Below are 19,343 nucleotides of genomic sequence, written 5' to 3' on the forward strand. Positions count from 1 at the left end.
GATGGAGAAATGAGTTCGAACGAACTCTTCGGAGGTCCGAAGAGAATTCTGTCAGTTGTCGCCGTGATCGTAGTCGTAGCAGTTCTGGCCGCACTCGCCACACTCCTCGTGCGCCATCTACTGGGCCCACCGGAAGGCCAGTCGCCGTACGAGTCGACATCGAGCAGTGTGACCTACACAACTCCGGTGTCGATCTAGGTTGCTTCGACCTGGGAAAACGCTGAACTGGTCACGGTCGAGATGTCCGTTATTTGGTTCTAGCTACCTCGATCACGGATCATACGAGCGTGACTTATCCCAGCGGCGCTCCGAAGACGACCGTTGTCGTGCCCACGTACAACGAACGCGAGAACCTCCCCAAGCTCGTGGACATGCTCGCGGACTTGAAACTGGACAACCTCCATGTTCTCGTCGTGGACGACAACTCTCCTGACGGCACCGGAAAAATCGCCGACGAGATGGCGGAGACAGGTTCGACTCCGCCGGTAAGCGTGCTGCACCGCACCGAGAAGAACGGCCTCGGCCGGGCCTACGTGGCGGGGATGACCCGCGCCCTCGACGACGGCGCCGACATCGTCGTGCAAATGGACGCCGACCTGTCACATCCAGCCGACGTCATTCCCCTGATGATCCGGACGCTCACCGAGACCGACGCCGCTGTGGTGCTCGGCTCGCGCTACGTGCCGGGTGGCGCAGTGGCAAGCGACTGGCCCTGGCATCGGAAAGCGCTGTCCGCCTGGGCCAACTTCTACGTCAACACCATTCTTCGGCTGAGGGTCAAGGATGCGACTGCAGGCTTCAAGGCGTGGCATGCCTCCACGCTGCGCGCTATCGACGTCACCTCGGTCGAGAGCAACGGCTATGCGTTCCAGGTCGAGATGAACTACCGAACGGTCCGCCGGGGTCTCGAAATCGCCGAGGTGCCGATTCGCTTCGAGGAACGCAACGATGGCGAGTCGAAAATGAGCCTGTCGGTTCAACTCGAGTCGGCACTCGTGCCGTGGAAGTTGTTGATGAGCCGCAAGCGCTGATCAGGCGGCCTTCGCCTTTGCCGCGTAGGTATCGACATACTCTTGCCCGGACAGATCCATCAGGGCTGACATGACCTGGTCCGTTGCCGAGCGCACGACGGCGTGATGTGCGGACAACTCGCGGTAGCGTGAGAAGTCGAGCGCGGGACCGAATCTCACGACGATCTTCGATGGACGCCAGATACGAGTGCCGACCGGGTTGAACTTCTCGGTACCGAACATCACGACCGGAACAACGGGTGCCCCTGATTCGAGGGCGACCCGCGCCATTCCGGTCTTGCCCTTGTACAGGCGACCGTCAGGCGACCGTGTTCCCTCCGGGTAGATCGCCCAGATTCCGTTGTCGGCTAGTATCTTCCGCGCCGCATCCAGTGCTGCGTCTCCGGCACCACCGCCGGATCGGTCCACCGGAACCTGCCCGGCGCTGGTGTAGAACCAGCGAATGAACCGCCCCTTGATTCCTCCGCCTTCGAAGTACTCGCTCTTCGCCACGAACCTGATCCGGCGCTTGACCACGAGGACCAGGAAGAACGAATCGACCACGGTCAGGTGGTTGCCTGCCAGAACGATCGGCCCCGACGCGGGTAGGTGGTGTGCGCCTTCGACACGGGGTCTACCCAGAACGCGAAGTATGGGTCCGATGAGCACGTACTTGAATATCCAGTACCACATGTGGAACCCCACTTCAGAAGAGATGTATGGCGTACGTCTCTTCAACTGTAGTCGCCCGGGACCTCAACCTACGATCAACTTGACCGACGCAGGCAACTGGCGGGCGTTCTTGTACGGACCGACGACAGCTGCGCCGAATTGACGGGTCAGTAGCACCCTTGCCACATCCCGTACCTCCTCGACCGTCACCTGATCGATTCGAGACAGCGTGTCGGAAATATCCCGGTGGTTGGCGTAGTTCAGTTCGCTCCGACCGATACGGTTCATTCGCGAACCTGTGTCCTCGAGCCCGAGGACGAGCCCTCCACGAAGGGATCCCTTGGCTCGCGCGCACTCGTCGTCGGTGATGCCGTCGGAGGCGACCTGAGCCAGGACTTCCCGGATCACGGTGGTCACCTCGGCCAGGTTCTCCGGCTGACATCCCGCGTACACGGAGAACGCGCCGGAATCGGCGAACGTGTCCACCGAGGAGTACACCGAGTAGGCCAATCCGCGCTCCTCACGGATCTCCTGGAACAACCGAGAGGACAGTCCCCCACCGACCGCCGCATTGAGGATCGACAGTGCCCACCGATGTCCTTCGTGCCTCCCGAACGCGCGGACGCCGAGGGCCAGATGAGCCTGCTCGCTGTCGCGACGGACGAACCGAAGCTCGGGCTGATCACGCAACCGCACAGCGCCTTCACGACGCGGGACCGGGTGCACACCCTTGTGCAGATGCTGCGCGAAGGCCCGTTTGACCAGCGCGACGGTTCGTCGATGGTCCACGTTGCCTGCAACCGCCACGACCATCCGATCCGGGGTGTAGCGCCGGCTGTGGAACGAGCGAAGTTGGGCGCGCGTCATCGATTCGATCGATTCGACCGTGCCGATGACGGGTCTGCCGACGGGATGATCGCCGAACATGGCTTCGAGGAACAGATCGCCCAGCAGATCCTCGGGATCGTCGTCCCGCATCGATATTTCCTCGAGCACTACCTGACGCTCGACGTCGACGTCGGCAGACCGGCAACGACCCCGCAGAACCACATCACTGACCAGGTCGATGGCCAATTCGATGTCGTCGTCCAAGACGTGTGCGTAGAAGCACGTACTTTCCTTGGACGTGAAGGCGTTCAACTCGCCACCGACACCGTCCATGACCTGAGCGATTTCGAGCGCGCTTCGTGTCGGCGTGGACTTGAACAGGAGATGTTCGAGAAAGTGCGCGGCGCCGGCAACACTCGGTCCCTCGTCACGGGAGCCCACTGCTACCCACACGCCCACCGACGCCGACCGAACTCCAGGTACGAACTCGGTGACGACGCGAAGACCACCGGGCAGAGTTGTGCGCCGAACGCCAAGGTTCTGGCCGGTGGGATCCGAAACGGCAGAACGGTACGTCCCATAGGGACGTACCGTTCTGCCGTGAGTCGTGTTACTCAGCGTTTGCCTCGACAGGAACGTCGGCCGGAGCATCTGCTGCCGCAGCGGCAGAGTCGTCCTCGACGGGGACGAGGCTGATCTTGCCACGGTTGTCGATATCGGCGATCTCGACGCGCAACTTGGATCCGACGCTCACGACGTCCTCGACCTTGTTGATGCGCTTGCCGTTACCGAGCTTGGAGATGTGCACCAACCCGTCGCGGCCCGGGAGCAGCGAGACGAATGCACCGAAAGCCGTTGTCTTGACAACAGTTCCCAGGAAACGCTCGCCGACCTTCGGCAACTGTGGGTTGGCGATGGCGTTGATCATGTCGATCGCAGCCTGTGCGGACGGGCCGTCCGCTGCACCGACGTAGACAGTGCCGTCATCTTCGATCGAGATGTTGGCACCGGTCTGCTCGGTGATGGAGTTGATCATCTTGCCCTTGGGCCCGATGACCTCGCCGATCTTGTCGACGGGCACCTTGATCGCGGTGACGCGAGGTGCATAGGGGCTCATCTCGTCCGGGGTGTCGATGGCCTCGGCCATGACCTCGAGGATCGTGGCGCGCGCGTCCTTTGCCTGTGCCAGCGCACCGGCGAGCACCTTGGAAGGAATGCCGTCGAGCTTGGTGTCGAGCTGCAGGGCCGTGACGAAGTCCTTCGTGCCCGCGACCTTGAAGTCCATGTCACCGAACGCATCTTCGGCGCCGAGGATGTCGGTCAGAGCGACGTAGCGCGTCTCACCGTCCACCTCGTCGGACACGAGGCCCATGGCGATGCCCGCCACCGGCGCGCGCAGCGGCACACCGGCGTTGAGCAGCGACAGAGTCGAAGCACAGACCGAACCCATCGACGTCGAGCCGTTGGAGCTGAGCGCTTCGGAAACCTGACGGATGGCGTACGGGAACTCTGCCTGGCTCGGCAGAACCGGCAACAGAGCGCGCTCGGCGAGGGCGCCGTGGCCGATCTCGCGACGCTTGGGCGATCCGACGCGACCGGTCTCACCGGTGGAGTACGGCGGGAAGTTGTAATGGTGCATGTATCGCTTGCTCGTCTCGGGCCCGAGCGAGTCGACCTGCTGCGCCATCTTCACCATGTCCAGTGTGGTGACACCCAGGATCTGGGTCTCGCCGCGCTCGAACAGAGCTGATCCATGTGTCCGCGGAATGATCGCGACCTCGGCAGACAGCGAACGGATGTCGGTGATGCCGCGGCCGTCGATGCGGAAGTGATCGGTGAGGATGCGCTGGCGAACCGACTTCTTGGTGAGTGCGCGGAATGCGGCGCCGATCTCTTTCTCGCGGCCGACGAAGCTGTCTCCGACCGAGGCGAGGACCTGAGCCTTGACCTCGTCGAGCTTGGCCTCACGCTCGGCCTTGCCAGCGATCGTCAGCGCCTCGTTCAGCGGGATCTTCGCGGCATTCTCGACGGCGTCGAACACATCGGTCTGGTACGCCGGGAACACCGGGTAGTCGCCGGTGGGCTTTGCAGCCTTGGCGGCCAGTTCCTGCTGTGCGGTGCACAGCGCTGCGATGAACGGCTTCGACGCTTCGAGCCCCTCGGCGACGATGGCCTCGTTGGGAGCAGTGGCGCCACCCTCGATGAGCTCGATGACGTTCTCGGTCGCCTCGGCTTCGACCATCATGATTGCGACGTCTGCGTCGGCACCGGATCCGGAGACGATGCGGCCGGCGACGACCATGTTGAACACAGCCTTCTCGAGCTGCTCGTTGGTCGGGAACGCGACCCACTGCTTGTCGATCAGTGCGACGCGAACGCCACCGATCGGGCCGGAGAACGGCAGGCCGGCGATCTGCGTCGATGCCGAAGCCGCGTTGATCGCGACGACGTCGTACAGGTCTGCGGGGTTGAGGCTCAGGACGGTGATGACGACCTGGATCTCGTTGCGGAGTCCGTCGACGAACGTCGGGCGCAACGGCCGGTCGATCAAGCGGCAGGTCAGAATGGCGTCGGTGGACGGACGGCCTTCACGGCGGAAGAACGATCCGGGAATGCGTCCTGCGGCGTACATCCGCTCTTCGACGTCGACCGTCAGTGGGAAGAAGTCGAATCCTTCGCGGGGGTGCTTGCCTGCCGTCGTGGCCGACAGCAGCATGGTGTCTTCGTCGAGGTAAGCGGCGACAGCGCCGGCGGCCTGCTGCGCGAGGCGGCCGGTCTCGAAACGGATGCTGCGCTTGCCGTAGGTGCCGTTGTCGATCACGGCGGTTGCTTCGTAGACGCCCTCTTCGGCTTCTATCGTTGTTGTTTCCGTCATACTCTTCTTCTCGTCCTCTCGTCTTTGCCGCGCCCGAACCAGCAGTTACGACCGACACTGCGACAGCGTCGGGTGGGCACGGCGATGCGCGAGCACCCATGTGCTCGCGATGTCCTGCTGGCGTGCAAACACAGAAAGCCAACGAGGAACAGTCTAAGCACTGCCTCGTTGGCTACTGCATATTTCGAACCTGGAAACTAGCGACGCAGTCCCAGACGCTCGATGAGCGAACGGTACCGCGTGACGTCGACCTTGGCGATGTACTTCAGCAAGCGACGACGACGTCCGACCAGCAGCAGGAGGCCGCGGCGGGAGTGGTGGTCGTGCTTGTGCTTCTTGAGGTGCTCGGTGAGATCGACGATGCGCTTGGTGAGCATCGCGACCTGAGCCTCGGGTGAACCGGTGTCGGTCGGGTGCAAGCCGTACTCGCCGAGGACCGTCTTCTTCTGTTCGGTGGTCAATGCCACTGGTACTACTCCTGATCACTGACGTCCGCGGGAAAGGAAAGCGGCGCAGCCACCACGGACCGCAGCGTGCACCGAGGAGACAGCCTATCAGGAGGATTGCTGGGCCAGGACCGTGCGTGCCCGTTCCGAATCTCTGCCCATCTCCTCGATCAGGTCGTCGATGGAGTCGAACTTCTCCATACCGCGTAGGCGCTCGACGAAGTCCACCGCCACATGCTGGCCGTACAGGTCGCCGTCACTGTCCAGAACGAACGCCTCCACAGTGCGAGTCCGCCCGGAGAATGTCGGATTGGTTCCGACCGATACTGCGGCGCGATGCCTCTCGCCCGGAGTGACCGTGCCCATGATCGGCCCTGGGCCGAGCACGGTGAACCACGCGGCGTACACGCCGTCGGCAGGAATGGCGGAGTACATCGGCGGAGCGACGTTGGCAGTGGGATATCCCAGCTGTCGACCCCGGCCGTCACCGTGCACCACGACGCCCTCGACCCGATGCGGGCGCCCGAGAGCTGCAGCGGCAGCTGCGACGTCACCGGCGTCGACGCACGAACGAATGTAGGTCGAGGAGAACGTCACGGCATGCTCGGCCAGAAGGTTGACACCGTCCACGGCGAACCCTGATCGTTCACCGATCTTGCGCAGTAGGGCGACGTTGCCGAGAGCTTTCTTGCCGTAGGTGAAGTTCTCCCCCACGACTACCTCCGCCACGTGAAGCCGCTCCACCAGAATCTCGTGCACGTAGCGTTCGGGTGTCAGCTTCATCAGCTCGGGCGTGAACGGCATCACACAGAAGACATCGATGCCGAGATCCTCGGCCAACTCGGCTCGGCGCGTGAGCGTAGTCAGTTGGGCCGGATGGCTTCCAGGACGAACTACTTCCATGGGATGCGGATCGAACGTCATCAGCACACTCGGTACCCCACGCTCCCGGGCCGATGTCACCGCGCGGGTGATCAGCTGGGCATGACCGCGGTGAACGCCATCGAACACGCCGATCGTGAGAACGCAGCGACCCCAGTCTGCAGGTACATCGTCGAGACCTCGCCATCTCAGCACAGACGAAGCCTACGGCCCATATCTCGAGCGGTCACTTCCGGATCGGTGTGTCTCGGCAAACACCTGTGGACAAACCCTCGAACACTCTGCCAATATTTCGGTGTGCCGAACTTATTTTTTCGCGTCGTCGCAGTAATGCTGGTGTGCGCCGCCGCGTCGAGCGGGTGCGCCCGTGCGGTCGGCGAGGACGACGTCGGACAGATCGACCAATCCAAGCCCCTCGTGCTCACCACGTTCACGGTCCTGGCGGATATGGCACGCAACGTCGCGGGCGAGCACTTGACGGTGCAATCGATCACCAAGGCCGGAGCCGAGATTCACGGATACGAGCCGACTCCCGGAGATCTTCGCACCGCAGAGCAGGCGGACCTCATCCTCGACAACGGGCTCGGCCTGGAGGCATGGTTCGAGAAGTTCGTCGAACGCGTCCCCGCCCCGCACGCCGTCGTCAGCGAGAACGTGGAACCGGTGTTCATACGTGGGGATGCCTACGCAGGAAAGACCAATCCGCACGCCTGGATGTCACCGGTGGTTGCGGAGACCTACGTCGACAACATCGCCGAGGCGTTCGTTCGCCTCGATCCGAACCACGAGGCGGACTACCGCGCCAATGCGGAGAACTACAAGACCCGAATCCGCGCCGTGAGTGCCGAATTGAAGACCGATCTGGACATGCTGCCGCCGAACCAGCGCGCACTCGTCTCGTGCGAAGGCGCATTCAGCTACCTGGCCCGGGACTTCGACCTGCAGGAGATGTACCTCTGGCCGGTCAATGCCGAGCAGGAGGGCACTCCCAAGCAGGTCGTCGCAGCAATCGATTTCGTGAAAGACAACGACGTACCAGCTGTGTTCTGCGAGTCCACCGTGTCGGACAAGGCCCAACTCCAGGTCGCCGAAGACACCGGGGCTCGGTTCGGCGGAAAGCTCTTCGTGGATTCGCTCAGCGAAGAAGGTGGACCCGTCCCGACCTACCTCGACCTGTTGACCTACGACGCCCGCACCATCACCGACGCTCTACTGCGAAAGCCGGAATGAACGAGATGACACCCGCCCTGCACGTATCCGGAGTAAGCGTCGCCTATCGCGACGTCACCGCCCTCATCGACGCCTCGCTCACACTCGAACCGGGCCGGGTATGCGGTCTGGTCGGCATGAACGGCTCCGGCAAATCCACCCTGTTCAAAGCAATCATGGGCGTCGTTCGGCCGGACACCGGATCGATCAGCATCTTCGGCGGGCTCCCGTCCAAGGCGCGTAAGGACGGGACCGTGAGCTACGTCCCGCAGAGCGAGTCGGTCGACTGGACCTTCCCGATCAGCGTGCGCGAGGTAGTGATGATGGGGCGCTACGGCAAACAGAACTGGATGCGCACCCCCCGTGCCCGGGACCGCGATGCCGTCGCCGCAGCGATCGAACGGGTCGACCTGACCGAATTGGCCGGTCGACAGATCGGCCAACTGTCCGGTGGACAGCGCAAGCGCGCGTTCGTGGCCCGCGCGATCGCACAGGAGGCGTCGCTGCTTCTGCTCGACGAGCCGTTCGCAGGCGTCGACAAGCGGACCGAGTCCACGATCACGCGGTTGCTCCGCGAACTGACCGCAGCAGGCGCTTCGGTCCTGGTGTCCACTCACGACCTGCACGCTCTGCCCGACTTGTGCGACGAAGCAGTGCTTCTGCAGCAACGTGTGCTGATGCACGGCACGCCACTGGACGTACTACGTCCGGAAAATCTCGCAATGGCCTTCGGCGTCGACCCCCTGCGTACCTCGGAAGCGAGCTGAACCGTGTATCTCGTGGATTTCTTCGTCGAACCGTTGCAGTACACCTTCATGCAGCGTGCTCTGCTGGTCACGATCGTCGCATCCATCGTGTGCGCGGTGCTGAGTTGCTGGCTCGTGTTGATCGGCTGGTCCCTGATGGGCGACGCCGTCTCACACGCGGTCTTGCCGGGCGTAGCGCTGTCCTACCTGCTCGGTGCTCCGTTCGCCATCGGCGCCCTGCTGTTCGCACTCGTCGCGGTCGGTGCCATCGGAGTCGTGCGCAACACAACTCAGGTCAAAGAGGACGCGGCCATCGGGGTTGTCTTCACCACGCTGTTCGCACTCGGCGTCGTACTCATCTCGAAATTTCCCAGTCAGATCGACCTCAATCACATCCTGTTCGGGAACCTTCTCGGCGTATCGCAGGGCGATATGTGGCAGGTCGTCGTGTTGGGCGGATTCGCGTTCGTGGTGATGATCGTCAAGCGACGAGATTTCACGTTGTTCGCGTTCGATCGCACACAGGCGCGAGCAGTCGGTATCTCCCCGGCATTCCTCTCCGGGCTGATGCTGACGCTCCTGGCGCTGACGACGGTGGTCGCGCTGCAAGCAGTGGGCGTCATTCTGGTCGTCGCGATGCTCATCACGCCCGGTGCGACGGCGTATCTGCTCACGCAGCGTTTCGGGCGCATGCTCCTGCTGGCACCGGCTATCGGCGTCGGCTGCGCCGTTGTCGGGATCTACGTCAGCTTCTATCTCGACGTGTCTTCCGGCGGAACCGTCGTACTGGCGCAGGGATCGGTGTTCACACTTGCGTACCTGTTCAGTCCGACGCAAGGCATGGTGACGCGAGCACTCCGACGCCGCGAGGCGGCCACCGTGTGAGCGTCGGCCACGCTGACGTGTCATTTCTGGATGGATTGCCTAAGCTCCATTGCGTGGTTGAACGCACCGGGGACCCGTCCACTGCCGACGAAGTACAGCTGTCGGCTGTCGCGCAGGACTATCTGAAGGTCATCTGGACTGCCAGCGAGTGGAGCGAGGATTCGGTCAGCACCAAGATGCTGTCCGAGCGCATCGGTGTCTCCGCCTCGACGGTTTCCGAGGCGATCCGCAAGCTCGCCGATCAAGGAATGGTCGATCATGCGCGCTACGGGGCGATTTCGCTGACCGATCGCGGGCGTGCCGCGGCCATCGCCATGGTTCGCCGACACCGGCTCATCGAAACGTATCTGGTGCGCGAACTCGGCTACGGATGGGACGAGGTGCATGACGAAGCGGAGATACTCGAGCACGCCGTCTCCGACCTCATGATGTCGCGTATCGACGCGAAACTCGGCTTCCCGGAACGTGATCCACACGGCGACCCGATCCCCTCCGTCGACGGCGCGATCGCCTCACCCGAAGCGACACGCCTGAGCGACTACATCGACGGTCAATGCGGACGAGTCGCGCGGATCTCGGACTCCGATCCCGCCATGCTCAGATACTTCGACTCCGTCGGGATCTCGCTCGACCTTCCGATCAGGGTCGTCGAACGGCGCGATTACGCCGGCACGGTGGCCATCGAGCTCGGGCTGAGCGAACGAAGTTCGATCGACCTCGGCCAGCGCGCCGCCGAAGCCATCTGGATGATCCCCGCGTAGCTACAGACCTCGCTTAGCTACAAACCCCGCAGCGTCGCCGGCCTGACAACCATGACCGAACTGGCCCGCTTGCCCTTCTCCTGCAGGAGCGCGATGGTGTGTCCGGTCGGGTCTAGTGCCGCATACACCCCGGGCAGCCCGATCGGATCGAGCCACCGTCCCTGACTGATGGCTTCGGCCTCGTCCGCGTCGACCTGCCGGTGTGGGAACGCGGTGCGAGCCGCCTCGTCGATGTCGAGACTGACACCGGGTTCATCCGCAAGTTGCTCGAGCGTCCGCGCGTGGTCGAGTGTGAACGGTCCGACGCGCGTGCGGCGCAAGACCGTCAGATGACCACCGACCTCGAGCGCAGCGCCGAGATCGCGAGCCAACGCTCGTACATAGGTCCCCGACGAACACTCGACCTCGACATCGAGGTCGACGAACCCCGTCCCGGGGACGTTGCGCCGAGCAAGCACATCGAAGCGGGTGACGCTCACCCGTCGCGCCGGGATCGTGAACTCCTCGCCGGCGCGCACCAGCTTGTGTGCGCGCTGTCCGTCCACTTTGATGGCGCTGACGCTGGAGGGAACCTGCTCGATATCGCCCGTGAGCAGCGCGACCTGACGGGCAATGTCCGCATCCTCGACCGCCGATGCGGAGGCGTCGGCGACGGTCTCGCCCTCTGCGTCGTCCGTCGATGTGGTTCGGCCGAGCCGAATCGTTGCGGTGTACGCCTTCGTGGTCAGCGCCAACAGACCCAACATCTTCGTCGCGCGTTCGATGCCGAGAACGAGCACCCCGGTCGCCATCGGGTCGAGAGTCCCGGCATGCCCGACCTTCCGGGTGCCCAGCAGCTTTCGACACGAGGCCACGACGTCGTGGCTCGTCACCCCGGGACCCTTGTCCACGATCAACAACCCGGCGCCGACGAGGCCGGAGGACAACTTTCCGCGTGCAGACACGAGAGATCATTCTGCCAGGCGCGGATTCACATCACTGCAATCGCCGTGACGATCAGCCCGTCGGCGATCAGCCAACGGCCGTCGAACGAGGACAAGGGAGCACCCGATTCGGTGTGCCCGGGCACCAGAAGGTCGGAGTGGAAAGTCCCCGAAAAATCGCTTCCGGTGGACGTCCGCTCGAAGGTGATGTGGGCGTCCTCGAACCCGAGCCAGCGTCCGGTCAGCGGCTCCCACGCTTTGTACGTCGCTTCCTTGGCGCAGAACAGCAGGCGGTCCCAGTGCATGTCGGAATCGGTAGTGGCGAGCCAGTCACGTTCGGATTGCAGACTCACGGCGTCCAGGACGCCGTCGGGCAGCGGCCCATGTGGCTCGGCGTCGATGCCGACGGACCGAACCTGCAGCGCGTATCCGAGGACTGCGCCGCGATAGCCGTCGCAATGGGTCAACGAGCCGACGACACCCTTCGGCCACTGTGGAGCGCCCGACTTGCCCCTCATGATCGGAGCCGGCTCGACCCCGAGCTTGTCCATCGCCACCCGCGCACAGTGCCGCGCCGACGTGAACTCGCGCTTGCGCTTGTCGACTGCTTTGGCGATGAGAGGCGCTTCCAGCGGGTGCGGCTCCAGGCCGGGAGGATCCTCGAAGAGTTCGGCAGCGACGACGCCGTTCGGCAGGATCGACTCGATCACTTGTTCGCCCTCATCTTCTCGACCTCGGCTTCCATCTCGGGCGTGACGGTGAAGTGTCCGCCCCATTTGTTCAGCGTTCCCTCGGGGTACTCGGGCACCGGAAGTATCTGGCGAAGTACGTTGCTCGGCAAACCGCGACGCTGCCACTCGCGCGGATAGCCGACCGAAACCTCTTCGAAGCGCACACCGTCGTAGTACGTGGTCCGCGGAATATGGAGATGCCCGTACACCGAACACACTGCGTTGTACCTAGTGTGCCAATCGGCCGTGAGCGTCGAGCCGCACCACAACGCGAATTCCGGGTAGAACAGCACGTCGGTCGGTTGGCGAACCATCGGAAAGTGATTGATCAGTACCGTCGGGATCGAAAGATCGAGCCCGTCGAGTCGTTCCGCAGTGGCCGAAATCCTCGCGCGGCACCACGCATCTCGGGTCGCGTAGGGCTGCGGTGAGAGCAGGAACTCATCCGTTGCGACCACGTTCTTGTCCCGGGCGATCTTCAGTCCGTGTTCCTTGTCGAGAGCACCTCGCGGCAGGAACGAATAGTCGTACAGCAGAAACATCGGTACGAGGGTGGCTGGGCCACCTTCGCCTTCCCAGACGAGATAGGGATCTTCCGGCGTCACGACGTCGATCTCTCGACAGAGGTTCACCAGGTACTCGTAGCGCGCGACACCATGAATCTGGACAGGATCCTTGGCGGTGGTCCACAGCTCGTGGTTGCCGGGCACCCAGATCACTTTCGCGAACCTGCTGCGCAGCAACTCGAGGGCCCATTTGATGTCGTCGGTCTTCTCGGAGACGTCGCCTGCGACGATCAGCCAGTCTTCGGGGGATTCAGGGTGAATATCCTCGGTGACCGGACGATTGCCGCGGTGACCGACGTGAATGTCACTGACTGCCCAGAGCTTGGCTGTCACAGGCCACAGTCCTTCCGATTGTGAGTGTGCGTGCTTCCCGAATCACTACCAACGCTTCATTGTCTCCTGCGATTCCGGGCAGTGCGACAATCGGGCCATGGGAATTCTTCCGGCAGGCGTGTTGCTCACCGTCATGGCCGCATTTCTGGCGGGAATCGCCTCCGACAACTTCGTGGCCGGTTTCGCGATTACCGCGGTCGTCTGCAGCGTGGCGCTGGCTGCCGCCCACTTCCTAGCGCGTGCAGTTATTTCACGTCGAAACCGTTAGAACATACGCACTTGCTGGTCTAGAGTTTCGTTTGTGCCGCATCCACGGATACGCGTCAAGGACGCCGCCGAACTACTCGGAGTCAGTGACGACACCGTCCGTCGATGGATCGACAGCGGTGCACTGACCGCTCAGAAGGACGACGCCGGACGCAAGGTCATCGACGGCGCCGAACTCGCCAGGTTTGCCCGTCAGCACGCAGCACCACCACCGGATCCGACCGGGACCGGCAGCTCGGCACGCAACCGTTTCGTCGGACTGATCACGAAGGTGACCTCGGACACCGTCATGAGCGAGGTCGAGATGCAGTGTGGTCCCTTCACCGTCGTGTCGCTCATGAGCACCGAATCGGTACGACACCTCGGCCTGGAGCCGGGGAAGATCTCCGTCGCCGTCGTCAAAGCAACCACCGTCATCGTCGAAGCAACTGCCTCGTGATGCGAACACCGATCACCCTTCTCGCCCTCGGCGGAGCTGTCACCGTGCTGGCGGGATGCGGAAATCCCGCGGACACCGGCTCCGCGACCGACACCATCACCGTCTTCGCTGCCGCATCGCTGAAATCGACGTTCACCGAACTGGGTGCGACCTTCGAGGCCGAGAATCCCGCAGTGACCGTGGAGTTCAACTTCGCCGGATCCTCGGACCTCGTCACTGCGCTTGCGCAGGGCGCACCGGCAGACGTCTTCGCCTCGGCGGACACCGCGAACATGACCAAGGCAGTCGAGGCAAATCTCGTCGATGGCGAGCCGGTGGACTTCGCAACCAACACCCTTACGATCGTCACCGCACTCGGCAATCCCAAGGACGTGACGTCGTTTGCCGACCTGGCCGACCCCGACATCCTGACAGTGGTCTGCGCACCGCAGGTTCCGTGCGGCAACGCAACCACCACAGTCGAGAGAACAACCGGCACAATCGTTCCCGCGGTCAGCGAGGAGGCTTCGGTGACCGACGTACTGGGCAAGGTCACGTCGGGGCAGGCGGATGCAGGCCTGGTCTACGTCACCGATGCAGCAGGAGCCGGCAACCAGGTGACGACCGTCGACTTCCCCGAAGCCCGAGAAGCCGTCAACACCTATCCCGTTGCAGTACTGAAGAGCAGTCGAAATGCGGCCGCGGCGACGGCATTCGAAGCACTGGTCACCGGTGCGACCGGCCGCCGAGTATTGACCGAAGCCGGGTTCGCGGCACCGTGAACCCGGGGCTCCCGCGGTGGATGTTCGTTCCCGCAGCGCTAGGCGGGTTGTTCGTGGTCACGCCACTTCTCGCGATCCTGCTGAAGATCGACTGGACGAACTTCGTTCCGCTCGTGACGTCCGAATCCGCTCGCACCGCCTTGATGCTCAGCCTACGAACCGCTGCAATCAGCACCCTGATGTGCATAGTCTTCGGCGTTCCGATGGCGATGGTGTTGTCCCGCACGAATTTTCCTGGATTGTCGATGCTGCGAACGCTCGTTCTGCTGCCCCTCGTCCTGCCGCCCGTGGTGGGAGGTATCGCGTTGCTGTACACGTTCGGTCGGCTCGGTCTGCTCGGCGGATACCTCGAGGGGTGGGGGCTGTCCATTGCGTTCTCCACCACAGCGGTGGTGCTTGCCCAGACGTTCGTTTCACTGCCGTTTCTCGTCGTCAGTCTCGAAGGCGCACTGCGCAGTTCCGGTCGCGAGTACGAGACGGTCGCGTCCACACTCGGCGCTCGTCCCACCACCGTTCTCCGACGTGTCACCATTCCACTCGTCCTGCCCGGCCTCGTGTCCGGATCGGTCCTCGCCTTCGCGCGCGCTCTCGGCGAGTTCGGCGCGACCTTGACCTTTGCCGGTTCGCTCGAAGGGGTGACTCGGACCCTCCCACTGGAGATCTACCTTCAGCGCGAGACCGACGCCGACGCTGCCGTCGCACTGTCGCTGTTGCTCATCGTCGTTGCGGCCGTCGTCGTCGTCGCTGCTCGCGGTCGACGCGTGGCGGGCGCACTGTGAGTTCGATATCGCTCACAGCCGGAATTGTCGGTCGCGGCGTGTCCTTCGAGTTCGACTGCGCCGACGGCGAGGTCGTGGCGGTCCTCGGTCCGAACGGTGCTGGAAAGTCGACCTTGCTGTCCGTGATCGCAGGATTGATCCGGCCGGACACTGGACGCGTGCTGCTCGGGGACGACGTGGTCACCGACACCTCCAGCGGTACCTTCGTCCCTGCCCATGCCCGTGGGGTCGCAAGCCTGACGCAGAACGCCCTTCTGTTTCCGCACCTCTCGGTCGAAGCGAACGTCGCGTTCGGGCCCCGCAGTCGCGGACTGCGCAAACGCGCGGCACACGAGAGAGCCCGGCAATGGTTGGAGTCCGTCGACGCGATCGAACTCGCCGACCGCAAGCCCGGTGAACTCTCCGGGGGCCAAGCGCAACGCGTCGCCATCGCACGTGCCCTGGCAGCCGATCCTCGGGTCCTCCTCCTCGACGAGCCGATGTCGGCCCTCGACGTCGACACCGCACCTGCCGTGCGGCGCCTGCTGCGGAGGGTCCTGCGCGACCAACGACGCACAGCCGTCGTCGTCACTCATGATCTTCTCGACGCGTTGGCACTTGCGGACACAGTCGTGGTCGTCGAGAGCGGACGAGTCGTCGAGCGCGGGCCGACCACCGAGGTACTCACGGCTCCTCGCAGCGCGTTCGCTGCGCGGATCGCGGGCGTCAACCTCGTGTCGGGCACCATGGACGGCGCCGATTCGCTGACCACGTCGTGGGGGCTGACCGTTTCGGGGCTCAGCGGGACCGACACCGGGGGCAGCAGTGTCGCGATCTTCGCTCCCGCTGCCGTCGCGGTGCACCTCGAACCCCCACACGCCAGCCCGCGAAACGTCTTCCCGGTGACCATCGCATCGATGGACGTCCACGGTGCAACGGTCCGCCTCAGGGCGGATCAGCATCCGGATGGGAGCCCCGGAATCGCAGCGGACGTCACGCCCGCTGCCGTCGCCGAACTCGATCTCGAACCCGGTCTAGCCGTCTTCTTCGTCGTCAAGAGCCAAGAGGTAGCGCTTCACTCCGCGACGCGCTGAATGTCCGCACCGACCAGCGCCCAGCGGCCGGACATCATTCGCAGGACGACGGCGATCATGCGGAGAACCACGAAAATGCCCAGCCCGAACCAAATGCCGCGAACACCCCAATCGAAGGCCAACGCCATCCAGATCGACGGCAGGAAGCCGACGAGTGCGCACCCGAGCGTCGCCGAGCGCAGGAACGCAGCATCTCCCGCCCCGAGCAACACCCCATCGAGGGCGAACACCACTCCCGCGATCGGAACGATCGCCACGAAGATCCACCAGATGGAGTGCATCGCCGCGACGACCGAGAGGTCCGTGGTGAACAGCCCGGGAATCACGGTGTACCCGGCCGCGAACAACGCTGCAAGCGCGATTGCGAACACCGTGGACCATACGGTCAGGCGCCAGCCGAGCCGAGTTGCGCCGCTCGCGTCGGATCGACCGAGAGCCGCGCCGACCAGTGACTGCGCTGCGATCGCCAAGGAGTCGAGCGTGAGCGCCACGAGATTCCACATGTGCAGGACGACCTGATTCGCGGCAACCGACGCCGCACCGAATCGCGATGCCACCGCAGCGGCCGACAGAAAACACGCTTGGAACGCAAGCGTTCGAATGATCAAATCTCGGCCGAGTATCAACTGTGCTCGCATGATCGACCACGACGGACGCAGCGGCACACCTGCGCGCACGATCGCGACCATGAAGAACGCGCCGGCCACGGCTTGCCCGAGGACGTTCGCAACGGCCGAACCGACCAGGCCGAGACGCGGGACACCCAGCAGACCGTGGACCAGCACCGGACACAGAATCGCAGACAGACCAAGCCCTGCAAGCACGAAACGGAGGGGCCGTACGGTGTCTTGAAGTCCTCGCATCCAACCGTTACCCGCCAGCGACACGAGGATGAACGGCACACCGAGTATCGCGACCCTCAACCACGCGGTGGCCTCGGTCGTAATCTCGCCACCGCCACCTATGAGCGTAAGAATCGGTACGCACAGCACTTGCATCACACCGACGATGATCAGACCGAGTGCCAGCGCGAGCCAGGTCGCCTGGACGCCCTCTCCGATCGCGTCCCGATCACGACCGGCCCCGTGCAAGCGGGCTGCTCTCGCCGTCGTGCCGTAGGAGAGAAACGTCAGAGTGCTGACCTGCGCAAGAACGAGGCCGCCTACCGCCAGACCCGCAAGTGGGAGCGCACCGAGGCGTCCGACCACAGCTGCGTCGAAGAGCAGGTAGATCGGCTCGGCCGCCAACACTCCGAGGGCCGGCAGCGCAAGACCGAGTATTCGACGCGGCGATGCATCTCCGGCTGCGCTCGTCTCAACCGAGCGCATCGACCAGTGAGTCGATCACGTCGGCCTTCGTACCGTGAGCGGTGAAGCCTGCCGCATTGCGGTGACCACCGCCCCCGAGCGTCGCAGCCACCGTCGAGACGTCCACGGCGGTCTTCGACCTCAGCGACACGGTCCACTCGTCACCGGATTGCTGTTTGAACACCGCAGCCACCTCCGCCTCGGAGGTTGTCCGAACGATGTCGATGACGCTCTCGATCTCCTCGGATCGCATACCCTCGGAATTTTCACGCAGAATCACCGCATAGACGAGGCCGAGCCCCCCGACGGCATCCTGTACGAGAGCTGCCGAACCGAGAACGGAACCAAGCATCGGAAGCCAACCGAACGGGTGATTGTCGAGCAGCTTGCGCGCGATCGCAGCACCGTCGATGCCGGTGGCGAGTAGCCGTTCGGCAAGCAGGTGGGATCCCGGACGAACCCACCGGAAGGATCCGGTGTCGGTGACCAGGCCGGCGAACAGACAGTGGGCCAGGTCGGCGTCGATGGCAACGTTCCAGGCGTCGAGCAGACGCGTGATGACAGCCGTCGTGGACTCCGCACCGTCGTCGACCACGTTCAGCGTGCCGAATCTCGTGTTGGACCGGTGGTGGTCGATGACCAGAGACGCGTCGGCCGTGTCGATTCGGTCGGCGAGTGCGCCCAGTCGGCCGCGACTGCCCGCGTCGACCGTGACGACCAGATCGACCCGGGATCGAACGTCCTCGGGCGCGGTCAACATGTCACGGCCGGGCAGTTCGTTCATCGACTCGGGAAGCTCACGGGGGCTGGCGAACGCAACCTGCACCTCGACGCCACGCCGAGCCAACACTGTTCCGATCGCAAGTCCGCTGCCGATCGTGTCGGCGTCCGGCTGGACGTGGCACAGCACCGTCGCACTCTGCGCAGTCTCGAGCAGCGAGATGGCAGACGCGAACAACTCGTCCACTCGGTCAGTCCACGTCGGTGGACTCGGAATCCTCGACGGACTCGCGTGGAGCTTTGTACGGGTCGGGGTCGCCCGCGGGCTTGGCCGAGGCGGCGACCCGTGCAACTTCGCTGTCGGCTTGCCGAGCTCGTTCCAGCAGCTCTTCCATGTGCCGGGCCGTATCGGGAACGGTGTCCGTCATGAACGTCAACGTCGGGGTGAACCTGACGCCCGTCCCCGCACCCACCTTGGACCTGAGAACACCCTTGGCCTTCTCGAGACCTGCGGATGCGGCTTGAAGATCAGGAGGCGTGTCCAGATCCTCACCCATCACCGTGTAATAGATCGTCGCATCGTGCAAGTCCGCTGTGACCTTGCAATCGGTGATCGTCACGAACGCCAGCCGCGGATCCTTGATCTCGTGGTCGATGGCCGTCGCAACGATGGCGGCAATTCGCTTCGAGAGCCTGCGAGCTCTTGCCTGATCCACCATGAACTTTCACGCTCCTCACACGCGGTACCGAGTCAGTCCTCGGGACCGAAAATTCTTCTTCTGACTGCCAACAATTCCAGATCGTGACGCTCGGCGACGTGTCGCTCGCATTCGTCCAGCTTGTCGTGCAGACCTTCGACATCGGAGCCGACGGCGGCGATGCCGAACAGTGAACGCCGAAAACGATCTCGTTCCCCCGTCTCCGCCGCCGACACCCCGAACCGTTGCAGCTCCGACAGAACCGGCAACACGGTCGAACGCTTGTCGGCGAGCGAACGGATATCCCCCAACAACACGTCCAGCTCGAGAGCACCCAGGTACACGCGGCCATCCTTCGAATCGGAAAGACTCGAACGATGCCGGCGGCGGTACCGATCAGTACCGCCGCCAGGCCTCGTTCGAATCAGTGCA

General features: G+C 63.7%; 23 protein-coding genes. 11 read left to right on the forward strand and 12 right to left on the reverse strand.

Annotated elements, in window-relative coordinates; genetic code table 11:
- The first annotated feature begins 9 nt into the window (after positions 1 to 9).
- Positions 10 to 198, forward strand: a complete 189-nt coding sequence (locus tag ACODSO_RS07050) for a hypothetical protein (RefSeq protein ID WP_489036057.1) — start codon at positions 10 to 12, stop codon at positions 196 to 198.
- Between the two features lie 89 nt (positions 199 to 287).
- A complete protein-coding gene (locus ACODSO_RS07055) occupies positions 288 to 1,031 on the forward strand; it encodes a polyprenol monophosphomannose synthase (protein ID WP_489036059.1) in 744 nt (247 codons plus the stop codon).
- On the opposite strand, the gene ACODSO_RS07060 is transcribed toward ACODSO_RS07055, so the two are convergent.
- The 5 genes from ACODSO_RS07060 to ACODSO_RS07080 all read right to left on the reverse strand — a co-directional run bounded on the left by ACODSO_RS07060 (position 1,032) and on the right by ACODSO_RS07080 (position 6,908).
- On the reverse strand, positions 1,032 to 1,703 hold the full coding sequence (locus ACODSO_RS07060) for a lysophospholipid acyltransferase family protein (RefSeq protein ID WP_489036061.1): 672 nt from the start codon (positions 1,701 to 1,703) through the stop codon (positions 1,032 to 1,034).
- A gap of 63 nt (positions 1,704 to 1,766) precedes the next feature.
- Positions 1,767 to 3,161, reverse strand: coding sequence for a M16 family metallopeptidase (locus tag ACODSO_RS07065; protein WP_489036170.1), 1,395 nt, complete (start codon positions 3,159 to 3,161; stop codon positions 1,767 to 1,769).
- Entirely contained in the window at positions 3,121 to 5,385 is a 2,265-nt protein-coding gene (locus tag ACODSO_RS07070; RefSeq protein ID WP_068375625.1) for a polyribonucleotide nucleotidyltransferase, read from the reverse strand. The genes ACODSO_RS07065 and ACODSO_RS07070 overlap by 41 nt, the downstream gene beginning before the upstream one ends.
- Before the next feature lie 197 nt (positions 5,386 to 5,582).
- Positions 5,583 to 5,852 carry a 30S ribosomal protein S15 gene (gene rpsO, locus ACODSO_RS07075; protein WP_068375622.1) on the reverse strand — a complete coding sequence of 90 codons (270 nt, stop codon included), beginning with the start codon at positions 5,850 to 5,852 and terminating at the stop codon, positions 5,583 to 5,585.
- An 87-nt stretch (positions 5,853 to 5,939) separates the two neighbouring features.
- A complete protein-coding gene (locus ACODSO_RS07080) occupies positions 5,940 to 6,908 on the reverse strand; it encodes a bifunctional riboflavin kinase/FAD synthetase (protein ID WP_068375620.1) in 969 nt (322 codons plus the stop codon).
- Between the two features lie 102 nt (positions 6,909 to 7,010).
- Between ACODSO_RS07080 and ACODSO_RS07085 the strand changes: the two genes are divergently transcribed.
- The 4 genes from ACODSO_RS07085 to ACODSO_RS07100 are packed head-to-tail and all read left to right on the forward strand — an operon-like array spanning position 7,011 to position 10,314.
- Complete coding sequence (locus tag ACODSO_RS07085) at positions 7,011 to 7,943, forward strand: metal ABC transporter substrate-binding protein (RefSeq protein ID WP_489036063.1); 933 nt, start codon at positions 7,011 to 7,013, stop codon at positions 7,941 to 7,943.
- A 5-nt stretch (positions 7,944 to 7,948) separates the two neighbouring features.
- A complete protein-coding gene (locus ACODSO_RS07090) occupies positions 7,949 to 8,689 on the forward strand; it encodes a metal ABC transporter ATP-binding protein (RefSeq protein ID WP_489036171.1) in 741 nt (246 codons plus the stop codon).
- Positions 8,690 to 8,737: 48 nt separating this feature from the next.
- A complete protein-coding gene (locus ACODSO_RS07095; RefSeq protein ID WP_489036173.1) occupies positions 8,738 to 9,553 on the forward strand; it encodes a metal ABC transporter permease in 816 nt (271 codons plus the stop codon).
- Positions 9,554 to 9,606: 53 nt separating this feature from the next.
- Positions 9,607 to 10,314: a metal-dependent transcriptional regulator gene (locus ACODSO_RS07100; protein WP_489036065.1), complete on the forward strand. Its 708-nt coding sequence runs from the start codon at positions 9,607 to 9,609 to the stop codon at positions 10,312 to 10,314.
- 17 nt (positions 10,315 to 10,331) lie between these two features.
- On the opposite strand, the gene truB is transcribed toward ACODSO_RS07100, so the two are convergent.
- From truB to ACODSO_RS07115, 3 genes are read right to left on the reverse strand one after another with little or no spacing between them, the layout of a single operon-like run.
- Positions 10,332 to 11,258, reverse strand: coding sequence for a tRNA pseudouridine(55) synthase TruB (gene truB, locus ACODSO_RS07105; RefSeq protein WP_489036067.1), 927 nt, complete (start codon positions 11,256 to 11,258; stop codon positions 10,332 to 10,334).
- A gap of 26 nt (positions 11,259 to 11,284) precedes the next feature.
- Positions 11,285 to 11,947 carry a 4'-phosphopantetheinyl transferase Npt gene (gene npt, locus ACODSO_RS07110; RefSeq protein WP_068375610.1) on the reverse strand — a complete coding sequence of 221 codons (663 nt, stop codon included), beginning with the start codon at positions 11,945 to 11,947 and terminating at the stop codon, positions 11,285 to 11,287.
- Positions 11,944 to 12,867 (reverse strand): metallophosphoesterase family protein, encoded by a 924-nt coding sequence (locus ACODSO_RS07115; protein ID WP_068375607.1) that lies wholly within the window; start codon positions 12,865 to 12,867, stop codon positions 11,944 to 11,946. The genes npt and ACODSO_RS07115 overlap by 4 nt, the downstream gene beginning before the upstream one ends.
- Positions 12,868 to 12,964: 97 nt before the next feature.
- Between ACODSO_RS07115 and ACODSO_RS07120 the strand changes: the two genes are divergently transcribed.
- The 5 genes from ACODSO_RS07120 to ACODSO_RS07140 are packed head-to-tail and all read left to right on the forward strand — an operon-like array spanning position 12,965 to position 16,186.
- Positions 12,965 to 13,135 (forward strand): hypothetical protein, encoded by a 171-nt coding sequence (locus ACODSO_RS07120; protein ID WP_197480799.1) that lies wholly within the window; start codon positions 12,965 to 12,967, stop codon positions 13,133 to 13,135.
- A gap of 33 nt (positions 13,136 to 13,168) precedes the next feature.
- A complete protein-coding gene (locus ACODSO_RS07125; RefSeq protein WP_068375605.1) occupies positions 13,169 to 13,573 on the forward strand; it encodes a TOBE domain-containing protein in 405 nt (134 codons plus the stop codon).
- Entirely contained in the window at positions 13,573 to 14,334 is a 762-nt protein-coding gene (modA, locus tag ACODSO_RS07130; RefSeq protein ID WP_489036174.1) for a molybdate ABC transporter substrate-binding protein, read from the forward strand. Before ACODSO_RS07125 ends, modA begins: the two co-directional genes overlap by 1 nt.
- 20 nt (positions 14,335 to 14,354) lie before the next feature.
- Positions 14,355 to 15,113 (forward strand): ABC transporter permease, encoded by a 759-nt coding sequence (locus ACODSO_RS07135; protein WP_489036176.1) that lies wholly within the window; start codon positions 14,355 to 14,357, stop codon positions 15,111 to 15,113.
- Complete coding sequence (locus tag ACODSO_RS07140) at positions 15,110 to 16,186, forward strand: sulfate/molybdate ABC transporter ATP-binding protein (RefSeq protein ID WP_489036069.1); 1,077 nt, start codon at positions 15,110 to 15,112, stop codon at positions 16,184 to 16,186. The genes ACODSO_RS07135 and ACODSO_RS07140 overlap by 4 nt, the downstream gene beginning before the upstream one ends.
- Here the strand turns inward: ACODSO_RS07140 and ACODSO_RS07145 are convergent.
- Genes ACODSO_RS07145 through ACODSO_RS07160 form a run of 4 tightly spaced genes read right to left on the reverse strand, consistent with a single transcriptional unit; the run spans position 16,168 to position 19,255 of the window.
- On the reverse strand, positions 16,168 to 17,514 hold the full coding sequence (locus ACODSO_RS07145) for an MATE family efflux transporter (RefSeq protein WP_489036071.1): 1,347 nt from the start codon (positions 17,512 to 17,514) through the stop codon (positions 16,168 to 16,170). The genes ACODSO_RS07140 and ACODSO_RS07145 overlap by 19 nt on opposite strands.
- Positions 17,501 to 18,460 carry a DHH family phosphoesterase gene (locus ACODSO_RS07150; protein WP_489036072.1) on the reverse strand — a complete coding sequence of 320 codons (960 nt, stop codon included), beginning with the start codon at positions 18,458 to 18,460 and terminating at the stop codon, positions 17,501 to 17,503. Before ACODSO_RS07150 ends, ACODSO_RS07145 begins: the two co-directional genes overlap by 14 nt.
- Before the next feature lie 4 nt (positions 18,461 to 18,464).
- Positions 18,465 to 18,932 carry a 30S ribosome-binding factor RbfA gene (gene rbfA, locus ACODSO_RS07155; protein WP_068375595.1) on the reverse strand — a complete coding sequence of 156 codons (468 nt, stop codon included), beginning with the start codon at positions 18,930 to 18,932 and terminating at the stop codon, positions 18,465 to 18,467.
- A gap of 32 nt (positions 18,933 to 18,964) precedes the next feature.
- Entirely contained in the window at positions 18,965 to 19,255 is a 291-nt protein-coding gene (locus ACODSO_RS07160) for a DUF503 domain-containing protein (RefSeq protein WP_489036073.1), read from the reverse strand.
- Positions 19,256 to 19,343 lie beyond the last annotated feature (88 nt).

The sequence above is a fragment of the Rhodococcus sp. FG69 genome (genome assembly GCF_057808915.1).